The following is a 16,679-nucleotide window of genomic DNA, read 5'->3' as shown; positions in this document are numbered from 1 at the left end:
TAATGGCCGACAATACCGTGAATTCGCCAGCACCAGGGCGCTGGCTTGAACGTCGTTTTGCACTCCGTGCACGCGGGAGCACCGTGCGCACCGAGTGCCTGGCGGGTATCACTGGTTTTCTCGCCGCCGCCTATTTGCTGGTGGTGATCCCGGGGCTGCTGGCCGTGGGAGGAATGGATAAAGGCGCCGCGACCACGGGCACCATTCTGGTCTTCGTTGCCGGGACGCTGCTGATGGCGTTTTACGCCAACCTGCCGTTTATCGTCGGGCCAGGAATTGGTGGCTCGGTGCTGGTCGGGGTGACGCTTGCGGGCAGTGAAAGCATTGGCTGGCAAATTGGTCTGGGTATCGCCTGCTGGTCGGGGATTTTATTCTTTCTGCTGACCCGGTTTGGCCTGCGTGAAGTGGTGACCCGCTCGGTGCCACAGTCCATCAAGCTGGGGCTGACGGCCTCCATCGGTCTGTTTGTCGCCGTACTCGGTTTCCGCAACGCCGGGCTGGTGCTGGCGAATGCCAAAACGAACGCACTGATGTTGGGAGATTTTTTGTCACCCGGTGCACTGGTGGCGTTACTCGGCCTGTTCCTGGCTATCGGCCTGCAGGCTCGTCGTATTCCGGGTGCGATCCTGTGGGCTATCCTGCTCGCGACCCTCGTGGGTATTCCGATGGGCGTCACGAAATTACCCGCCAGTTTTATCGATGTGCCCCACTCCATTGCTCCCGTCCTTGGGCATGTCGATATGCTGGGCGCGCTGAATATTGCTTTTCTGCCATTCCTGTTTGTCTTCTTCGCCTCCGAGTTTTTCTCCACCATGGGAACAACGCTGGCGGTGGGCGGGGAAGCAGGGCTGCTGGATGAAGAAGGCAATATGCCAAACATTAACCGCCCGTTTATGGTGGACTCCATTGCCGCCGCGATTGGCCCGTGGGTAGGCATTCCTGCCGCCACGGCGCTGATTGAATCGTCCGCAGCCGCGGAAGCCGGCGGCAAAACCGGCATGACCGCGCTGGCCGCGGCGGTAATGTTCCTGCTGATGCTGCTGTTTACCCCTGTGGCGCTGATGATCCCGAAAGAAGCCACGGCGCCCGCCCTGATCCTCATCGGGCTGAATATGTTTAGCGGTCTACGTAAGGTTGATTTGGCGAACTTCACCGACGGCTTGCCGGTGTTGATGATGGTGATGATTACGCTGATTGCCAACAGTTTCGGGACCGGTATTGCGGGCGGGCTGCTGTTTTATATCGTTATCAAAGCGATAGCCGGGAAATGGCGCGATATCCCCGTCGGTCTTTGGATCCTCGCCATTCCCCTGGTGTATTACTTCGCCACGCTGGTGAAGCACTAACCCTCACGCCTCTTTTCCTTCGGGGTATAGCCGTAGTCGAAATGGCTATACCCCGCGCTGTAATACAGCGCCGCAGATTTCACGATATCATTGAGAATGGCACCGTTCACCTGCACACCCATCTGCTGCAGACGCTTTACACAGTTTTCCGTCTCTTTCACGTTGGTTTTACCAAAGCGGGCAACCAATAACGTGGTTGCGGCCACTCTGGCAATCAGCACCGCATCGGTCACGGCCAGCACCGGCGGTGTATCAACGATAACAACGTCATAGTGTGCGTTCATCCCCGACATCACCTCCTGGAAGCGTTCTCCCATGAGCAGCTCCACGGGACGTAACGGCTGGGGACCACAGGTCAGAACATCAAAGCCCGCCTTATCAACGCGCTGGATCGCCTCCTGCCACGCCACATTTCCCTCAAGGACAGCGGATAATCCGTGATGGTTGTTCAGCTTAAAGAGATTATGCACATAGCCTTTACGCATATCCGCATCGATAAAGAGCACCCGCTTTCCGGCCTGAGCCGCTATTGATGCCAGTGACGTGCTGACCAGCGTTTTGCCGCAATTCTGTGTGGGGCCCGTAATCACCACGATCTGGTTTGAGGCGTCCATCATCGTGAAGTGCAGGCTGGTACGCAGTCCGCGCATCGCTTCAACAAACATATCCGCTGGCCGGTCTGTGGGCAGGAAGGGGATATCCGAAGTTTTGTGTTTCCCGTGGGGCGCCAAAAAGTGCTTTCGGCGCAAATGCGTTTTTTTCCACAGCCAGACCGAGCGCGGCAGCGTCGCCAGAACCGGCATCCCCTGCTCTTCTATTTGCTCTGACGAGGTGATCCCTCGCCGACAGGCAGTACGAACCAACACCCAACCCATGGAGACCATCAGCCCTAGCAGCACACCAGGCAGAATAATAAGCGCTTTACGGGGCTTTATTGGCTCAGGTTGCGTAACCGCGGTATCAATGATCCGCACGTTGCCGATAGCGCTGGAGCGTGAAATGTTCAGTTCCTGTTGGCGTGTCAGCAGCTGCAGGTAAATGGTACGCCCGGACTCGACATCACGGCTAAGGCGCAACACTTCCTGCTGGGTAGAAGGCATAGATGAAACCCGGCTGTTCAGGCGCGCGCGTCCCTCTTCGAGCGTTTGTCGCTTCTCCCGTAATGCGCGATAGGTCGGGTGATCCTTTTTGAAAAGCTGAGAAACCTCTGCCTCACGAAAAGTCAGTTCGTTGAGCTGATTTTCCACGTTAACGACCTGATCCAGTACGGACTTCGCCTCAAGGGATAAGTCGACGGAATCGCGCTTCGCCCGATAGGCATTCAGTCGTGCTTCGGCCTCATCCAGTTCGTGACGGACCTTAGGCAACTGCTCCTGTAAAAACGCCAGACTTCGGGAATCCTGTGCCTCCTGGCGCGCAATATTCTGGCTGAGATAATTTTCAGCAATCGTATTGAGCACCACCGCTATCCTGTCCGGGTCTTCACCCGTCAGCGTCAGGGTGATCATACCGCTCTGTTTACCGGATTCCGCGACAAAGAGTCTCTTCTGCAGCGCGTTAATTGCCTCAAGCCTGGTGAAGGCATGAAGGGTAAATTGGGTCCCCGGCTCCGCGCTGAGCGAGGTCACCAGAAGCGTGATCCCGTCTTTCACCAGCCGTTTGCCAACCCTACCGTCAGCCTTAAGCGTCTCCCCTTCCAGGCGATACCGGCCCTGCCCCAGCACGGTCAGGACAACCGCTTGCGGTTTCCCCTCCTGCTGGGGCAGGTTAAGCTCACCTATCGTCATGTTGCCCGGTTTGCTGCCTCCTAGACGTTCCCAGAGGCGCCCCACAACCGGGAGAACGCGCTGTTTTACCTGATATGTCAGCCCCAGATTATCAACGGTTCCCCCCAGGATCATGCGCGATTTAAGCAGCAACAGTTCAGGTTCAGCGTCGGGTGAAAGGTCAGACCCAAACTGGCTTAAGCTTTTAAGCAACGAGTTGTCCTGCTTTGCTTCTATCTGTACCAGGGCATCCGCCTGGTAGACCGGCGTGGCGCTAAACGCGTAGAGCCCCGCGCACACCGTAAACAGGAGCGTGACCAGCCCGATTAGCATGCGGTGATCAATCATCTCAGCAAGTAGCTGCATAAGATCGATTTCATTACTGTGCGGTGCGGCAGCACCGTATTTGTCTGATGTATGAGAAGACATTAACGCTTCATTCCTTTTTGACCCACACGACGAGCCCATTCCTGACTGGCTTTTACCAGCTGCCCGAAAACATATTCAAACGCTTCACGACTTTTGCGGTAAGGATCGGGAATGTCCCTGTTTTCCAGCCATTGGCCAAACAGCAGCGATTTTCCGCGACATTCGGGCGACACAGCGGCAATAAAACGCAGGTGCTCCGGCTCCATCACCAGAATCAAATCGGAGGTTTGCAACATGCTGCGCGTCATCTTGCGTGCCACGTGCCCCTCCAGCGAAACGCCGTAACACCGGGCCACCTCCCGTGCAGTTGCATCCGCCGGGCGTCCTTCAAATCCGTAAATCCCAGCCGATGTCACGAGTCTGCCGGGCAGCTGTTGTCGCAACAGCCGCTCCCCCATCGGCGAACGGCAAATATTGCCGGTGCAAACCACTAAGATTGAGTTAAACATTATTGCGGCCATGAACGAATGAAGCGGACGGTTTCGGTCAGGTCATGGACACCGCTGATGGTGGGTACCAGCTGCGTGATCACGCGATTCCAGCGTGACAAGGGCGCGGTGGTGACGTAGACAATGTCATACGGTTCAAGCTGGAATTCCGTCCCCAGTACCATCGCGGAGGCATCCTTCGCATTGAGCTGATAGATATTGGCAATTTTGTCCGTCGCCCCTTTTTTCGCTACCGAGCGAATAACAAAAATCCCGGTTGCATCGGCCATATTCTGATCCAGCCCGCCTGCATTCCCCAGGGCTTCCGCCAGGGTCATTCCGCTACGATCCATCTTCAACGTGCTCTGCTTCACCACCTCGCCCATCACGAACACTTTTAAGGCATCGTTACGCGGAACAAAGAGGATATCGCCCGGATACAGCAGCTTATTCTGGCTTAAATCACCATGCTGCATCAGCGCATAGAGCGAAAGGCGCGCGTCCTGGCCATTATGCGTGAGGACCACGTTACGCCAGTCGGCATCCGCGGAAAGCCCACCTGCGGCGTTGACCGCGTCCATTACCGTCAACGGAATATTGGTTATCGGTTGCTGGCCTGATTTTGCCACCTCTCCTGTCACATAGGCTTTTTGTGAGCGGAAAGACGCCACGCTGACATCCACCTGCGGGCTCTCAATGACCTTCTCCAGTTGCGCGGTGATTGCTTCACGCACCTGCGCGACCGTTTTGCCTGCAACATGCAGTTTTCCGACGTAGGGATAGAAGAGCGTTCCATCCGCATTCACCCAGTTACCCGCGTCACTCGCGGTACGATACTGCCCTGCGGGCGTGGTTAATTCCGGATGATCCCAGACGGTGACCGTCAGGATGTCGCCGGTGCCTATGCGGTATTCCCAGTTTTTGACCTGCTCATCCAGAGTAGGATTTGCCTGAGATTTGAGGACAGGCGGTCGCAATTTTTCAACGAGCGCCGGGGTCAGGGGATAAATTTCCACGTGTTGATCGAGCTGATAATTCGCTTCTCCGTCAGCCATGACTTTTTTCCCGGTAATGCTGAGATCCTGACCTGGCGAAAATACGCAACCAGTTAACTGGCCGACTGAAAGAAATAAAAGTGAAAATAGCGTTGTATTTTTCATTTATATAAAAAGTTCTTTTATTGTTGTGTTTGTTGTTAAACAGATAAAAAATAAATTCATTTACATTAAAATTTTCAACGGGTTATTGTTTTAGCGGACGTATTACAAAAAACAGACAACGTTTCCCTTCATGGCGATAAAAAAGCAAAATCGTTCCCATTCTTTTGAAAAAAATGGAAAGAGATTGATGTCATACGGAGGCGATATTAAATGTTCTTACGTGGGAAAGCATGCGTTGAACAGTCCATTTGCGAAGTGAGAAGGTATTTTCAGAATTGATTAATGAAATAATAAATATTGGAAATATCAAATTCGGGAGATATTGACTGTAGTGATACTGCGCGCGTCATTACGACTACACAAAACCGTCCACTTTTGTTACATTTTTTTTCAAACACACCATGCTTTGGTACTTAAAATGGACTGTCTGCCTCGCGTTCCATGAACCCGCAGACGAAAAGTATCTGTAACGATATCACTGGAGAAAAAATGGCTAAGCGTAAATTGCTGCTTCTGGGTGTATTACTGTCTCTGGCGGGTTCCGCGTTTTCTGCCCCGCAAACCGCCGCTGCGCCATCAGGCATTAAAGCCTATGAGGAACAAGAGTTCATCGCTGATTTCACCAAATTCAAGATTGGCGACACCGCACCGGCGCAGTATCAAACGCCTGAGTACACCATTAAACAGTACCAGCTGCGTAACCTGCCGGCCCCGGATGCGGGTACCCACTGGACCTATATGGGCGAGAACTACGTCCTGATTGGCGATGCAGATGGCAAAATCTACAAAGCCTACAATGGAGATATCTTCTATCACCGCTAATGACATTTTAATCCGGCCCTGGCAGGAGAGCGATCGCCCCTTTTTGCGAACACTCTATCTCCACGCGCGGCGCGAGGCCTGGCCATGGCTGGACGGTTCCGAGTGGCAGCTTGAAGACTTTGACGCGGCAACCCGCGACGAAGTGATTTGGGTGGCCGTTCAGGACGGGCATCGACTGGGTTTTGCTTCGGTGTGGACGAACGACAATTTCCTGCACAATCTGTTTGTCGATCCGCAGTATCAAGGTCTGGGCGTCGGTCATTCGCTCCTTGAACAGGTGCAAAACGCGTTCACCAGTACGGGTTCGCTGAAGTGTCTGGTAAAGAATGACCGGGCTGTTGCCTTTTACCAGCGCCATGGCTGGCATATTGAAGCGAAGGGTGACTCGCCGGAAGGTGAGTACTTTTTAATGCATTACGTACAGCGTTAAACGCGGGTGACGCTTCGCTGAGCCGGCCTACAACACGTTATTTCCGTAGGCCGGGTCAGGCGCAAACGCCGCCCGGCAATTCAGACTAAAGCACTCACACCGCGCGAAACGCAATTTCACTCGGGATGACTTCGCCCTGCCAGTAAAGCTGCGCCGCAACGCGCCCCGCCAGCTGTCGATACATCTCTGCAAATTCACTGTCCGGACGGCTGACGACCGTCGGCTTCCCGCTGTCCAGATCTTCACGCAGCGAGATGTGCAGCGGCATCTGCCCAAGCAGTTGGGTGTGATACTGCGCAGCCAGTTTTTCTGCCCCACCGGTGCCAAAGATAGGCTCATGGTGTCCGCAGTTGCTGCAGATATGCATACTCATGTTCTCGACAATACCCAGCACCGGCACGTCCACTTTCTCGAACATCACGATGCCTTTTTTGGCGTCGATCAGCGCGATATCCTGCGGGGTGGTCACCACGACCGCTCCCGTGACCGGAATGTTTTGCGCCAGCGTCAGCTGAATGTCACCGGTGCCCGGCGGCATATCCAGCACCAGATAATCCAGATCGGGCCACATTGTCTCCTGCAGCATCTGCATCAGCGCTTTGCTGGCCATCGGGCCACGCCACACCATGGCGTTATCGTCAGTCACCAGATAACCAATGGAGTTGGTTGCCAGACCGTGGGCCATGATCGGTGCCATGTGCGTGCCATCCGGCGAGGTTGGGCGCTGGTTTTCCGCGCCCAGCATGTTAGGCACAGACGGTCCGTAAATATCGGCGTCCAGAATACCGACTTTCGCCCCTTCGGCTGCCAGCGCGAGCGCCAGGTTTACCGCCGTGGAGGATTTACCCACCCCACCCTTGCCTGAACTGACGGCAATGATGTTTTTCACGCCGTTCACGCCCGGGTGGTTTTTCACACGCTTGAGGGTGGCGATGCTGTGGGTCAGCTTCCAGTCAATGGCTTTCGCGCCGGTAATGCGCAACAGCTCAGAGCTGGTTTGCTCTTTCAGCGCGTCAAACGCGCTGGTCCAGACGAAGGGCATCTGCAACTCGATGTGCAGCGTATCGTCCAGCCATGCGACATGGTGTAACGCTTTCAGCGTGGTGAGATTGTGCTTCAGGGTTGGATGCTGAAAGTTAGCCAGCGTCCCGGCGACCATTGCTCTTAAGGCTTCCGGTGATTTGGCCTGGGATTGAGAACTCATCCCGACTCCTTTGTTCTTGTGAATAAGACCTTAGATGAACAAGTTTACCTGAAAGGCCGTGGTTTGTGCTTACTTAATAATGCCCCTTTTGGTAATATCAAAAACCCTTTTCACAGTTAAAAGAAGTAATGCCTACTATGACTCAAGTCGCGAAGAAAATTCTGGTAACGTGCGCACTGCCGTACGCCAACGGCTCAATCCACCTCGGCCACATGCTGGAGCATATCCAGGCTGATGTCTGGGTCCGTTACCAGCGAATGCGCGGCCACGAGGTTAACTTCATCTGTGCGGACGATGCCCACGGCACGCCGATCATGCTGAAAGCGCAGCAGTTGGGGATCTCCCCAGAGCAGATGATTGCCGAAATGAGTCAGGAGCATCAGACCGATTTTGCGGGCTTTGACATCAGCTATGACAACTATCACTCCACGCACAGCGACGAAAACCGTGAGCTGTCGGAGCTGATCTACTCTCGCCTGAAAGAGAACGGTTTTATTAAAAACCGCACCATCTCTCAGCTGTACGATCCGGAAAAAGGCATGTTCCTGCCGGACCGCTTTGTCAAAGGTACCTGCCCGAAATGTAAATCACCGGATCAGTATGGCGATAACTGCGAAGTGTGCGGCGCAACCTACAGCCCGACCGAGCTTATCGATCCGAAATCTGTTGTTTCGGGTGCCACACCGGTAATGCGTGATTCCGAGCACTTCTTCTTCGACCTGCCGTCCTTCAGCGAAATGCTGCAGGCGTGGACCCGCAGCGGCGCGCTGCAGGAGCAAGTCGCGAATAAAATGCAGGAGTGGTTCGAATCCGGTCTGCAGCAGTGGGATATCTCCCGCGATGCACCGTACTTCGGTTTCGAAATTCCGAACGCACCGGGTAAATACTTCTACGTCTGGCTGGATGCGCCAATCGGGTACATGGGTTCCTTCAAGAACCTGTGCGACAAGCGCGGCGACACCGTCAGCTTTGACGAATACTGGAAGAAAGATTCCGACGCCGAGCTGTATCACTTTATCGGCAAAGACATTGTTTACTTCCACAGCCTGTTCTGGCCGGCGATGCTGGAAGGCAGTAACTTCCGTAAACCAACCAACCTGTTTGTGCACGGCTATGTGACGGTCAACGGCGCGAAGATGTCCAAATCTCGCGGTACGTTCATTAAAGCCAGCACCTGGCTGAACCACTTCGACGCGGACAGCCTGCGTTATTACTACACGGCGAAGCTCTCTTCCCGCATCGACGATATCGACCTGAACCTGGAAGATTTCGTGCAGCGCGTGAACGCCGACATCGTCAACAAAGTCGTGAACCTGGCTTCCCGTAACGCAGGCTTTATCGCCAAGCGTTTCGACGGCGTGCTGTCTGCCGAACTGGCCGATCCTGAGCTGTACAAAACCTTCACCGACGCCGCCGCGGCGGTTGGCGAAGCCTGGGAAAGCCGTGAGTTCGGTAAAGCAATTCGTGAAATCATGGCGCTGGCTGACGTGGCTAACCGCTACGTTGACGAGCAGGCTCCGTGGGTTGTCGCGAAACAGGAAGGCCGCGACGCCGACCTGCAGGCGATCTGCACCATGGGCCTGAACATGTTCCGCGTGCTGATGACCTGGCTGAAGCCGGTACTGCCACAGCTGGCCTCCCGCGCTGAAGCGTTCCTCAACACCGAGCTGACCTGGGATGCTATCCAGCAGCCGCTGCTCGGTCACAAGGTGAATACCTTCAAGGCGCTGTACAACCGCATCGAGATGAAGCAGGTAGAATCCCTGGTGGAAGCGTCTAAAGAAGAGGTGAAGGCTGCCGCTGCGCCGGTGACCGGCCCGCTGGCAGACGATCCGATTCAGGAGACCATTACCTTTGATGATTTCGCCAAGGTCGATCTGCGTGTCGCACTGATTGAAAACGCGGAATTTGTCGAAGGCTCGGACAAACTGCTGCGCCTGACGCTGGATCTGGGCGGTGAGAAGCGTAACGTCTTCTCCGGAATCCGTTCTGCCTATCCTGATCCGCAGGTGCTGATTGGCCGTCAGACCGTGATGGTCGCCAACCTGGCACCGCGCAAAATGCGCTTCGGCATCTCGGAAGGCATGGTGATGGCGGCAGGTCCTGGCGGGAAAGATATCTTCCTGTTAAGCCCTGATGAAGGCGCCAAACCAGGTCAGCAGGTGAAATAATAAAAAAGCCGGAGATAATCTCCGGCTTTTTTTTGCCTCTTCATCCTTCACGCCCCGGTACCACTCACGGCTTAGCGTGATGCACCCGGTGAGTCAGTCCGCGTAAAAAATAACGCAAAAACTGGTCGCCGCACTCGCGGTAGTTCTTATGGTCCGGCGCACGCATCATGGCGGTGATCTCCGGCATCGACACGCGGTGCTTCTGCTCTGTCATAATCGCCAGAATGTCGTCTGTTTTCAGTGAAAACGCGATACGCAGCTTTTTCAGCACCGTGTTGTTATTCACCCGACGCTCAAGCGCCAGTTCTGGTGCTGAGTCATCTTTCCCGCGCTTGTCGTAGATGAGGCCGTTCAGGAAGCCAGACAGGATAATGTCAGGGCAGCGAACAAACCCCTCTTCATCCTCTTTTGTCATCCAGGTGTCGAAACCGGCAGAGGTGGACTCCATGCCAGCAAGCGCAAGAATGCGCACCATATCGTTATTGTTTGCTTTCAGGGTGTAGCGCAGGCTACGGAGAATATCATTACTGAGCATGGGTGCCTTTAACTTAACTGTCGATGATGCAATGGGGCGCAGTGTACCAGTTTTACAGGCCGATCGCCTCTTTCAAACTCTTAAGGTAGCGGCGACTGACGGGGACGGTTTGCCCGGCACGCAGCACCAGCTCTGCCTGTCCGTTGTCTTCCAGCCGGATCTCTTTCAGGTGCGCCATGTTCACCAGATACTGGCGATGGCAACGAACGAGCGGCGTTCGGCTCTCCAGCGTCCGCAGCGTCAGCTCGGTAAAGCCTTCGTTCCCCTCCGCGCTGGTAACAAATACGCCGCTCAAACGGCTGCTGACAAACGCCACATCGTCCATCTGCAGAAGGTAAATCCGACTGTGGCCGGTGCACGGGATAAACTTCAGCGGCTGCTGGTTTTCCGGCAACAGCGTGACATCCTGCACGGTGCGCTCCTGGCGCAAACGGCTGAGGGTCTTTTCAAGACGCTTCTCTTCAATCGGTTTCAGTAAATAATCGAATGCGTGCTCCTCAAAGGCTTTGACGGCGTATTCATCGAAGGCGGTCAAAAACACAATGTAGGGGCGATGCTCCGGGTCGAGCATTCCGACCATCTCCAGGCCGCTAATTCGGGGCATCTGAATGTCGAGGAACAGCACGTCCGGGCGCAGTTTGTGCACGGCGCCAATGGCCTCAATGGCGTTTGCGCACTCCCCCACAATCTCAATGTCAGGCTGCTCCTGCAACAGAACGCGCAGGTTTTCCCGTGCTAACGGCTCATCATCCACAATCAGCACTCTTAGCATGCGTTTTCCTCCAGCGGCAGTCGTAACGTAATACGGGTGAATCGGTCGGGCTCGCAGGCCACGGTAATGCCACAGTCATCACCAAAGTGCGCGCGCAGGCGTTTATCCACCAGGCTCATCCCTAATCCGCCTGAGGTGGAAGGCACGTAAAGCCCGGCGTTATCTTCAATATCCAGCACCAGATGATGGTTAAAGCGGCTGGCGGAAATGGTGATCTCCCCAATCCCCAACAGCTGTGACGTACCGTGTTTTATGGCGTTTTCCACAATAGGCTGCAGGGTAAAGGCCGGAAGATGCTGATACGCCAGCTCATCCGGGACGGATAACGAGACCTGCAGACGAGTCTGGAAGCGAGCCTGCTCAATCTGCAGATAGGCATTAACGTGTTCTATTTCATCGGCCAGGGTCACAATCTCGGACGGACGTTTAAGGTTTTTGCGGAAAAACGTCGACAGGAACTGAACCAGCTGCGCGGCCTGATCGCTGTCGCGGCGGATCACCGCTTTGAGCGTATTAAGCGCATTGAACAGGAAATGCGGATTCACCTGAGCGTGCAGGAGTTTAATTTCGGATTGCGTCAGCAACGCTTTCTGACGCTCATACTGCCCGGCGAGGATCTGCGCGGAGAGTAGCTGAGCGATGCCCTCTCCCAGCGTACGGTTGATAGAGCTGAACAGACGGTTTTTCGCTTCATAAAGCTTGATGGTGCCCATTACCCGCTGGTTTTCCCCGCGCAGCGGAATGACCAGCGTGGAGCCCAGTTTACACTGCGGGTGCAGCGAACAGCGGTAAGGAACTTCGTTGCCGTCGGCATACACCACTTCGCCGGTTTCAATGGCGCGCAGCGTATAGGCGGAGGAGATCGATTTCCCGGGCAGATGGTGGTCGTCGCCCGTGCCGGTAAAAGCCAGCAACCGTTCACGGTCGGTTATCGCCACCGCGCCGATATCCAGCTCCTTATAAAGCACCTGCGCCACCTTCATGCTGTTCTCTTCGTTAAAGCCCTGACGCAGGATCCCCTCCGTCGAGGCGGCGACCTTCAGGGCCGTCGCGGAAAACGCCGAGGTGTACTTCTCAAACATGGCGCGCTTGTCGAGCAAAATACGCATAAACAGCGCAGCACCGACGGTATTCGTCACCATCATCGGGGCGGCGATATTGCTCACCAGATGGAGCGCATCGTCAAACGGCCGGGCAATCAGCAAGATGATGGCCATTTGCGCCATTTCAGCGACAAAGGTGATCGCCCCGGCGGTGAGCGGGCTAAAGACTTTATCCGGACGACCGCGCTTAATCATGTAGCTGTGAACCAGTCCGCCGAGCAGCCCTTCGACGATCGTTGAGATCATACAGCTTAGCGCCGTCATGCCGCCCATCGAATACCGATGCAGGCCACCGGTTAACCCGACCAGCCCACCGACCACAGGGCCGCCAAGCAGCCCTCCCATCACGGCACCGATGGCTCGCGTATTGGCAATGGAGTCTTCGATATGGAGACCAAAATAGGTTCCCATAATGCAGAAAATAGAGAAGGTCACGTAGCAGAGCAGCTTGTGCGGCAGGCGTACGGTAACTTGCATCAGCGGAATGAACAGACGCGTTTTACTCATCAACCAGGCGATGACAAGAAACACGCACATCTGCTGAAGCAACAGCAGCACCAGATTAAACTCGTACATACTCAAAACCGCACACCCTCAAAACGCGTAACATACACTGCTGGCGGTAAACTTTCTTTGAAGCGCGGCAAAAAAGCTGCAATTCGTGCCCGGCATCACACCTTTTGCCGAACCTAACGCCTGCTTCGCATTATTCGTGCAAAAAACAACCATTTCTTCCTGGTTCAGTAAACAGGGACTACAGTTAAGCTGGGGACGCGTAAGCCAGGGGGCGAATATGGCGCTTTACACAATCGGTGAAGTGGCACTCCTTTGTGATATCAATCCCGTCACGCTACGGGCATGGCAGCGACGGTATGGATTACTCAAACCGCAGAGAACGGACGGAGGCCATCGTCTCTTCAACGATGCCGATATCGACCGGATCCGCGAGATCAAAAGCTGGATCGATAACGGTGTGCAGGTTGGCAAAGTGAAATCCCTGCTCAGCCATGACGATCCTGACACGCAGCTTCTCTGGCGCGAACAACAGGAAACGTTGCTGCGCCTTCTGCAGGCGGGCAATCTGCAGCGCTTGCGTGCATGGATAAAAGAGCAAGGGCGCGATTATCCCGCGCAAACGCTGATCACGCATCTTTTCATCCCGCTCCGTCGACGCCTGCAGTGCCAGCAGACCACCCTGCAGGCGCTGCTGAGTATGCTCGACGGCGTCCTGATCAACTATATTGCCGTCTGCCTTGCCTCGGCGAAGAACAAGCACGGAAAAGACGCGCTGGTGGTCGGCTGGAACGTGCACGATACTACTCGTCTGTGGCTGGAGGCCTGGATTGCCACCCAGAATGGCTGGCGCGTTGACGTCCTTGTGCACTCGCTGGCGCAATTTCGCCCTGAATTGTTCGACGGCCAGACCCTGCTGGTCTGGTGCGGAGAAGTGCCTTCCGCCTCGCAGCAACAGCTGATGACGGAATGGCGTGAACATGGCTACCCGGTTTACTCGCTTGGCCCGGAAGAGCCGTAACGGCATTTAATGGTTCATTAACAGCTGCGCTTCACCGTATAATTGTTCCGTTAACAACAGGAGCACATGATGAAGGCAACCAAACTGGCCGTAATTACCCTTTTTGTTCTGATGGCCGTAAGCGGTATCGGTGGCGTGATGCTGGCCGGGTATTCGTTTATTGTTCGTGGCGGTGTCGGCTGAGATACTGCGCCAGACGCTCAAAAACGCGATCGACGACGATTGCCGCCAGCGCGACCAGCAACGCCCCCTGCACAATATAGGCCGTATTGAACCCGCTTAAGCCGATGATAATCGGCGTTCCCAGGGTATTGGCTCCCACCGTCGACGCAATGGTCGCCGTCCCGATATTGATGATCACCGACGTACGGATCCCCGCAAGGATGACCGGTGCCGCCAGGGGGAGTTCAACTTTGCGCAGCCGCTCTGCGCGACTCATCCCCATCCCTTCAGCAACGCTCAGTACCGACGCAGGTACCGCCGCAATACCGGCCAGTGTACCCTGCAGAATGGGCAACACACCGTATAAAATCAGCGCAATGATGGCAGGTTGCTGACCAAAGCCCATCACCGGCACTGCAATCGCCAGCACCGCCACCGGCGGAAACGTTTGGCCAATCGCCGCAATGGTCTCCACCAGCGGGCGAAACTCCCGGCCCGCGGGGCGCGTGACCGCGATGCCCGCCCCCACGCCCAGTACAATAGCGACGGCACTTGAGAGCACCACCAGCCAGAGATGGGCCAGGGCGAGATTAATAAAACTCTCCTGCTGATACACCGGGCGCGGCAAGTCGGGGAAGAGCGTGCTAAACAGCGCCGCGCTGTGCGGCATCAGAAACAGCAAAGCGACAAAGAGCACGACCAGCCAGAACAGCGGATCACGAAGTGCCTTCACGTGTCACCTCCCCTGCCAGCAGATCGCGAAAATGCAGGGTGCCACTTGGCGCGCCCCGGGCATCCGCAACGGGCAACACTTCACACTGACGGGCAACAAACGCCGAAAGCGCATCCCGCAAGCTCATCTGTTCCTGCAGAGGCTCGCCACGCACCGTCGCGTCCTGTCGACGCATATAGTCGCTGACCGTACGCAGCGAGAGCAGCCTGACGCCCAGCTCGCTGCGGCCAAAAAACTCACGCACAAAATCGTTTTTCGGCCAGGTCAGCAGCTCAAGCGGCGTCCCCTGCTGCACCACCTCGCCATGGTCCATCAGCACCAGATGGTCAGCCAGACGCAGCGCCTCATCGATATCGTGCGTCACAAGAATGATTGTTCGCCCCAGAATGCGATGAATGCGGGTCATTTCCGCCTGCAGTGCGGCGCGCGTGACCGGATCCAGCGCGCCGAAGGGTTCATCCATCAGTAACACCTGCGGATTGGCCGCCAGCGCACGCGCCACGCCCACCCGCTGCTGCTGGCCTCCGGAAAGCTGGTGCGGGTAGCGGTCACGCAGCGCAGGTTCTAACCCGAGCAGAGACATCAGTTCATCAACCCGGTCGGCAGTTTTTGCCCGCGACCATTTCTCCAGCTGTAGCACGGTGGCGATGTTCTGCGCGACCGTCCAGTGCGGAAACAGGCCGATAGACTGGATGGCATACCCCATACGACGACGCAGTTCCAGCACAGGCAGGCTGCGGATCTCCTCTCCGGCAAAGCGGATCAGACCGCTGTCGTGCTCAACCAGGCGGTTAATCATCTTCAGGGTGGTGGATTTTCCCGATCCCGATGTGCCAATCAGCACGGAAAATGCGCCCTCGGCAAAATTCAGGTTGAGATGGCTTGCCGCCGGACGACCCGCAAAGGTTTTACTGACATCGTGAAATTCAATCATTGGCTCTTCTCCTGAGCAGCGCGAGCCATAAGGCAAACAGCGCGTCGATGACAACCGCCAGCGCAATCGTGGGCACCACGCCCAATAACACCAGGTCCAGGGCGCTACTCAACAGCCCCTGGAAAACCAGCGCGCCAAAGCCGCCCGCGCCAATCAGCGCCGCAATCACCGCCATACCAACGGTTTGCACCGCCACCACCCGCAGGCTGCGCAGCAGCAGGGGCAAAGCCAGCGGCAGCTGGATCTTCCAGAAACATTGTCTCGCGCTCATCCCCATTGCATGGGCACTTTCCAGCACGTCCGGCGCGACCTGGCTCAGCCCGGCCACCACGCCGCGCACCAGCGGCAGCAGCGCATAGAGCACCAGCGCGATAAGGGCTGGCGTTAAACCGGTTCCGGCGATCCCCATCGTTCCCAGCACCGGGAACGACTTCACCAGCCCGGCCAGCGGAGCAATCAACAGGCCAAACAGAGCGACGGACGGGATGGTCTGAATCACATTCAGTACGGCAAACACCCCACCCTGACGTGAAGGGTGGCGATAGCACCACATACCCAGCGGTATGCCGAGCAGTAAGGCCGGGATCAGGGTGCCGAAGAGGATCGTGAGGTGTTGCGCCAGGGCGTCATTAAACACCTCCTGACGGTTGGCGTACTCTTTTAACAGCGAGAGATTATTCAGCTCACCGCTAAACAGCAGCAGCAATGGAATACACCATATCTGGGCATTGAGTATCCAGCGCCAGACGGATGTTGATATAAGACGGCGAATAGCATCGCTGCAGGCCAGCAGACACAGCGCCAGCCAGAGCCACAAACCGCTACCCACAGAAGTTCTTGCCAGCGGATTTTCCGCCGAGGTCATGTGCGTTGCTGCAAGTCCGCCTCCCCAGAATAAGACGATAAACAGCCCTTCACAAAGGAGCAGCGTCAGCCACTGGGCCGTGCGTCCTTGCCAGAGCGACAACGCAACCCATGCGCCCAGCGCCGCCACCAGCAACCACGGCGTAAATGACCAGACCTGCCAGAGCGAGCGACTCTCCCCCGACATCAGGCGATTCGGGGCCACATTCACAAACGGTAACGCGACCGCCGCGATGGCCACACAGGCCAACAGCAGCAGTACGCGGTTATGACATTTTATTGGCAC

General features: G+C 55.9%; 16 protein-coding genes. 6 read left to right on the top strand and 10 right to left on the bottom strand.

Going from position 1 to position 16,679, the window contains the following annotated elements:
- Positions 1-2: 2 nt before the first annotated feature.
- Positions 3-1,346: an NCS2 family permease gene (locus L466_RS13650; RefSeq protein ID WP_032680607.1), complete on the top strand. Its 1,344-nt coding sequence runs from the start codon at positions 3-5 to the stop codon at positions 1,344-1,346.
- Here L466_RS13650 and L466_RS13655 read toward each other — a convergent pair.
- From L466_RS13655 to L466_RS13665, 3 genes are read right to left on the bottom strand one after another with little or no spacing between them, the layout of a single operon-like run.
- Positions 1,343-3,541 (bottom strand): polysaccharide biosynthesis tyrosine autokinase, encoded by a 2,199-nt coding sequence (locus tag L466_RS13655; RefSeq protein ID WP_032680606.1) that lies wholly within the window; start codon positions 3,539-3,541, stop codon positions 1,343-1,345. The two genes, L466_RS13650 and L466_RS13655, sit on opposite strands and share 4 nt — an antisense overlap.
- Positions 3,541-3,990 carry an arsenate reductase/protein-tyrosine-phosphatase family protein gene (locus L466_RS13660; protein ID WP_020883220.1) on the bottom strand — a complete coding sequence of 150 codons (450 nt, stop codon included), beginning with the start codon at positions 3,988-3,990 and terminating at the stop codon, positions 3,541-3,543. The genes L466_RS13655 and L466_RS13660 overlap by 1 nt, the downstream gene beginning before the upstream one ends.
- Entirely contained in the window at positions 3,990-5,129 is a 1,140-nt protein-coding gene (locus L466_RS13665) for a polysaccharide export protein (protein WP_032680605.1), read from the bottom strand. The genes L466_RS13660 and L466_RS13665 overlap by 1 nt, the downstream gene beginning before the upstream one ends.
- Positions 5,130-5,618: 489 nt before the next feature.
- Here L466_RS13665 and L466_RS13670 point away from each other — a divergent pair, with 489 nt between their 5' ends.
- Both L466_RS13670 and L466_RS13675 read left to right on the top strand, forming a co-directional pair.
- Complete coding sequence (locus L466_RS13670) at positions 5,619-5,951, top strand: RcnB family protein (protein WP_008500887.1); 333 nt, start codon at positions 5,619-5,621, stop codon at positions 5,949-5,951.
- Entirely contained in the window at positions 5,926-6,381 is a 456-nt protein-coding gene (locus tag L466_RS13675) for a GNAT family N-acetyltransferase (protein WP_369797149.1), read from the top strand. The genes L466_RS13670 and L466_RS13675 overlap by 26 nt, the downstream gene beginning before the upstream one ends.
- 94 nt (positions 6,382-6,475) lie before the next feature.
- Here L466_RS13675 and apbC read toward each other — a convergent pair whose 3' ends face one another.
- On the bottom strand, positions 6,476-7,585 hold the full coding sequence (apbC, locus tag L466_RS13680; RefSeq protein WP_020883218.1) for an iron-sulfur cluster carrier protein ApbC: 1,110 nt from the start codon (positions 7,583-7,585) through the stop codon (positions 6,476-6,478).
- Positions 7,586-7,722: 137 nt separating this feature from the next.
- Between apbC and metG the strand changes: the two genes are divergently transcribed.
- Positions 7,723-9,756 carry a methionine--tRNA ligase gene (gene metG, locus L466_RS13685; protein WP_020883217.1) on the top strand — a complete coding sequence of 678 codons (2,034 nt, stop codon included), beginning with the start codon at positions 7,723-7,725 and terminating at the stop codon, positions 9,754-9,756.
- A gap of 64 nt (positions 9,757-9,820) precedes the next feature.
- Here the strand turns inward: metG and L466_RS13690 are convergent, their stop codons facing one another.
- The 3 genes from L466_RS13690 to L466_RS13700 are packed head-to-tail and all read right to left on the bottom strand — an operon-like array spanning position 9,821 to position 12,742.
- Positions 9,821-10,291: a YehS family protein gene (locus tag L466_RS13690; protein WP_014170878.1), complete on the bottom strand. Its 471-nt coding sequence runs from the start codon at positions 10,289-10,291 to the stop codon at positions 9,821-9,823.
- A 52-nt stretch (positions 10,292-10,343) separates the two neighbouring features.
- Positions 10,344-11,063: a two-component system response regulator BtsR gene (btsR, locus tag L466_RS13695; protein WP_020883216.1), complete on the bottom strand. Its 720-nt coding sequence runs from the start codon at positions 11,061-11,063 to the stop codon at positions 10,344-10,346.
- Positions 11,057-12,742 (bottom strand): sensor histidine kinase, encoded by a 1,686-nt coding sequence (locus L466_RS13700; protein WP_032680603.1) that lies wholly within the window; start codon positions 12,740-12,742, stop codon positions 11,057-11,059. The genes btsR and L466_RS13700 overlap by 7 nt, the downstream gene beginning before the upstream one ends.
- A 217-nt stretch (positions 12,743-12,959) precedes the next feature.
- On the opposite strand from L466_RS13700, the gene mlrA reads away from it, so the two are divergent.
- Both mlrA and L466_RS23055 read left to right on the top strand, forming a co-directional pair.
- On the top strand, positions 12,960-13,700 hold the full coding sequence (mlrA, locus tag L466_RS13705) for an HTH-type transcriptional regulator MlrA (RefSeq protein ID WP_020883214.1): 741 nt from the start codon (positions 12,960-12,962) through the stop codon (positions 13,698-13,700).
- 69 nt (positions 13,701-13,769) lie between these two features.
- A complete protein-coding gene (locus L466_RS23055; protein ID WP_010433613.1) occupies positions 13,770-13,883 on the top strand; it encodes a protein YohO in 114 nt (37 codons plus the stop codon).
- Here L466_RS23055 and L466_RS13710 read toward each other — a convergent pair.
- Genes L466_RS13710 through L466_RS13720 form a run of 3 tightly spaced genes read right to left on the bottom strand, consistent with a single transcriptional unit; the run spans position 13,858 to position 16,679 of the window.
- Positions 13,858-14,595 (bottom strand): ABC transporter permease, encoded by a 738-nt coding sequence (locus L466_RS13710; RefSeq protein ID WP_032680602.1) that lies wholly within the window; start codon positions 14,593-14,595, stop codon positions 13,858-13,860. The two genes, L466_RS23055 and L466_RS13710, sit on opposite strands and share 26 nt — an antisense overlap.
- Positions 14,579-15,529 carry an ABC transporter ATP-binding protein gene (locus L466_RS13715; RefSeq protein WP_032680601.1) on the bottom strand — a complete coding sequence of 317 codons (951 nt, stop codon included), beginning with the start codon at positions 15,527-15,529 and terminating at the stop codon, positions 14,579-14,581. The genes L466_RS13710 and L466_RS13715 overlap by 17 nt, the downstream gene beginning before the upstream one ends.
- Positions 15,522-16,679 (bottom strand): ABC transporter permease, encoded by a 1,158-nt coding sequence (locus tag L466_RS13720; RefSeq protein ID WP_032680599.1) that lies wholly within the window; start codon positions 16,677-16,679, stop codon positions 15,522-15,524. Before L466_RS13720 ends, L466_RS13715 begins: the two co-directional genes overlap by 8 nt.

This window comes from Enterobacter sp. BIDMC 30 (genome assembly GCF_000534355.1).
In the GTDB taxonomy this organism is placed as follows: Bacteria; Pseudomonadota; Gammaproteobacteria; order Enterobacterales; family Enterobacteriaceae; genus Enterobacter; species Enterobacter ludwigii.
Note: the sequence above shows the minus strand (reverse complement) of the source record. Positions and strands in the feature narration are given on the sequence as shown.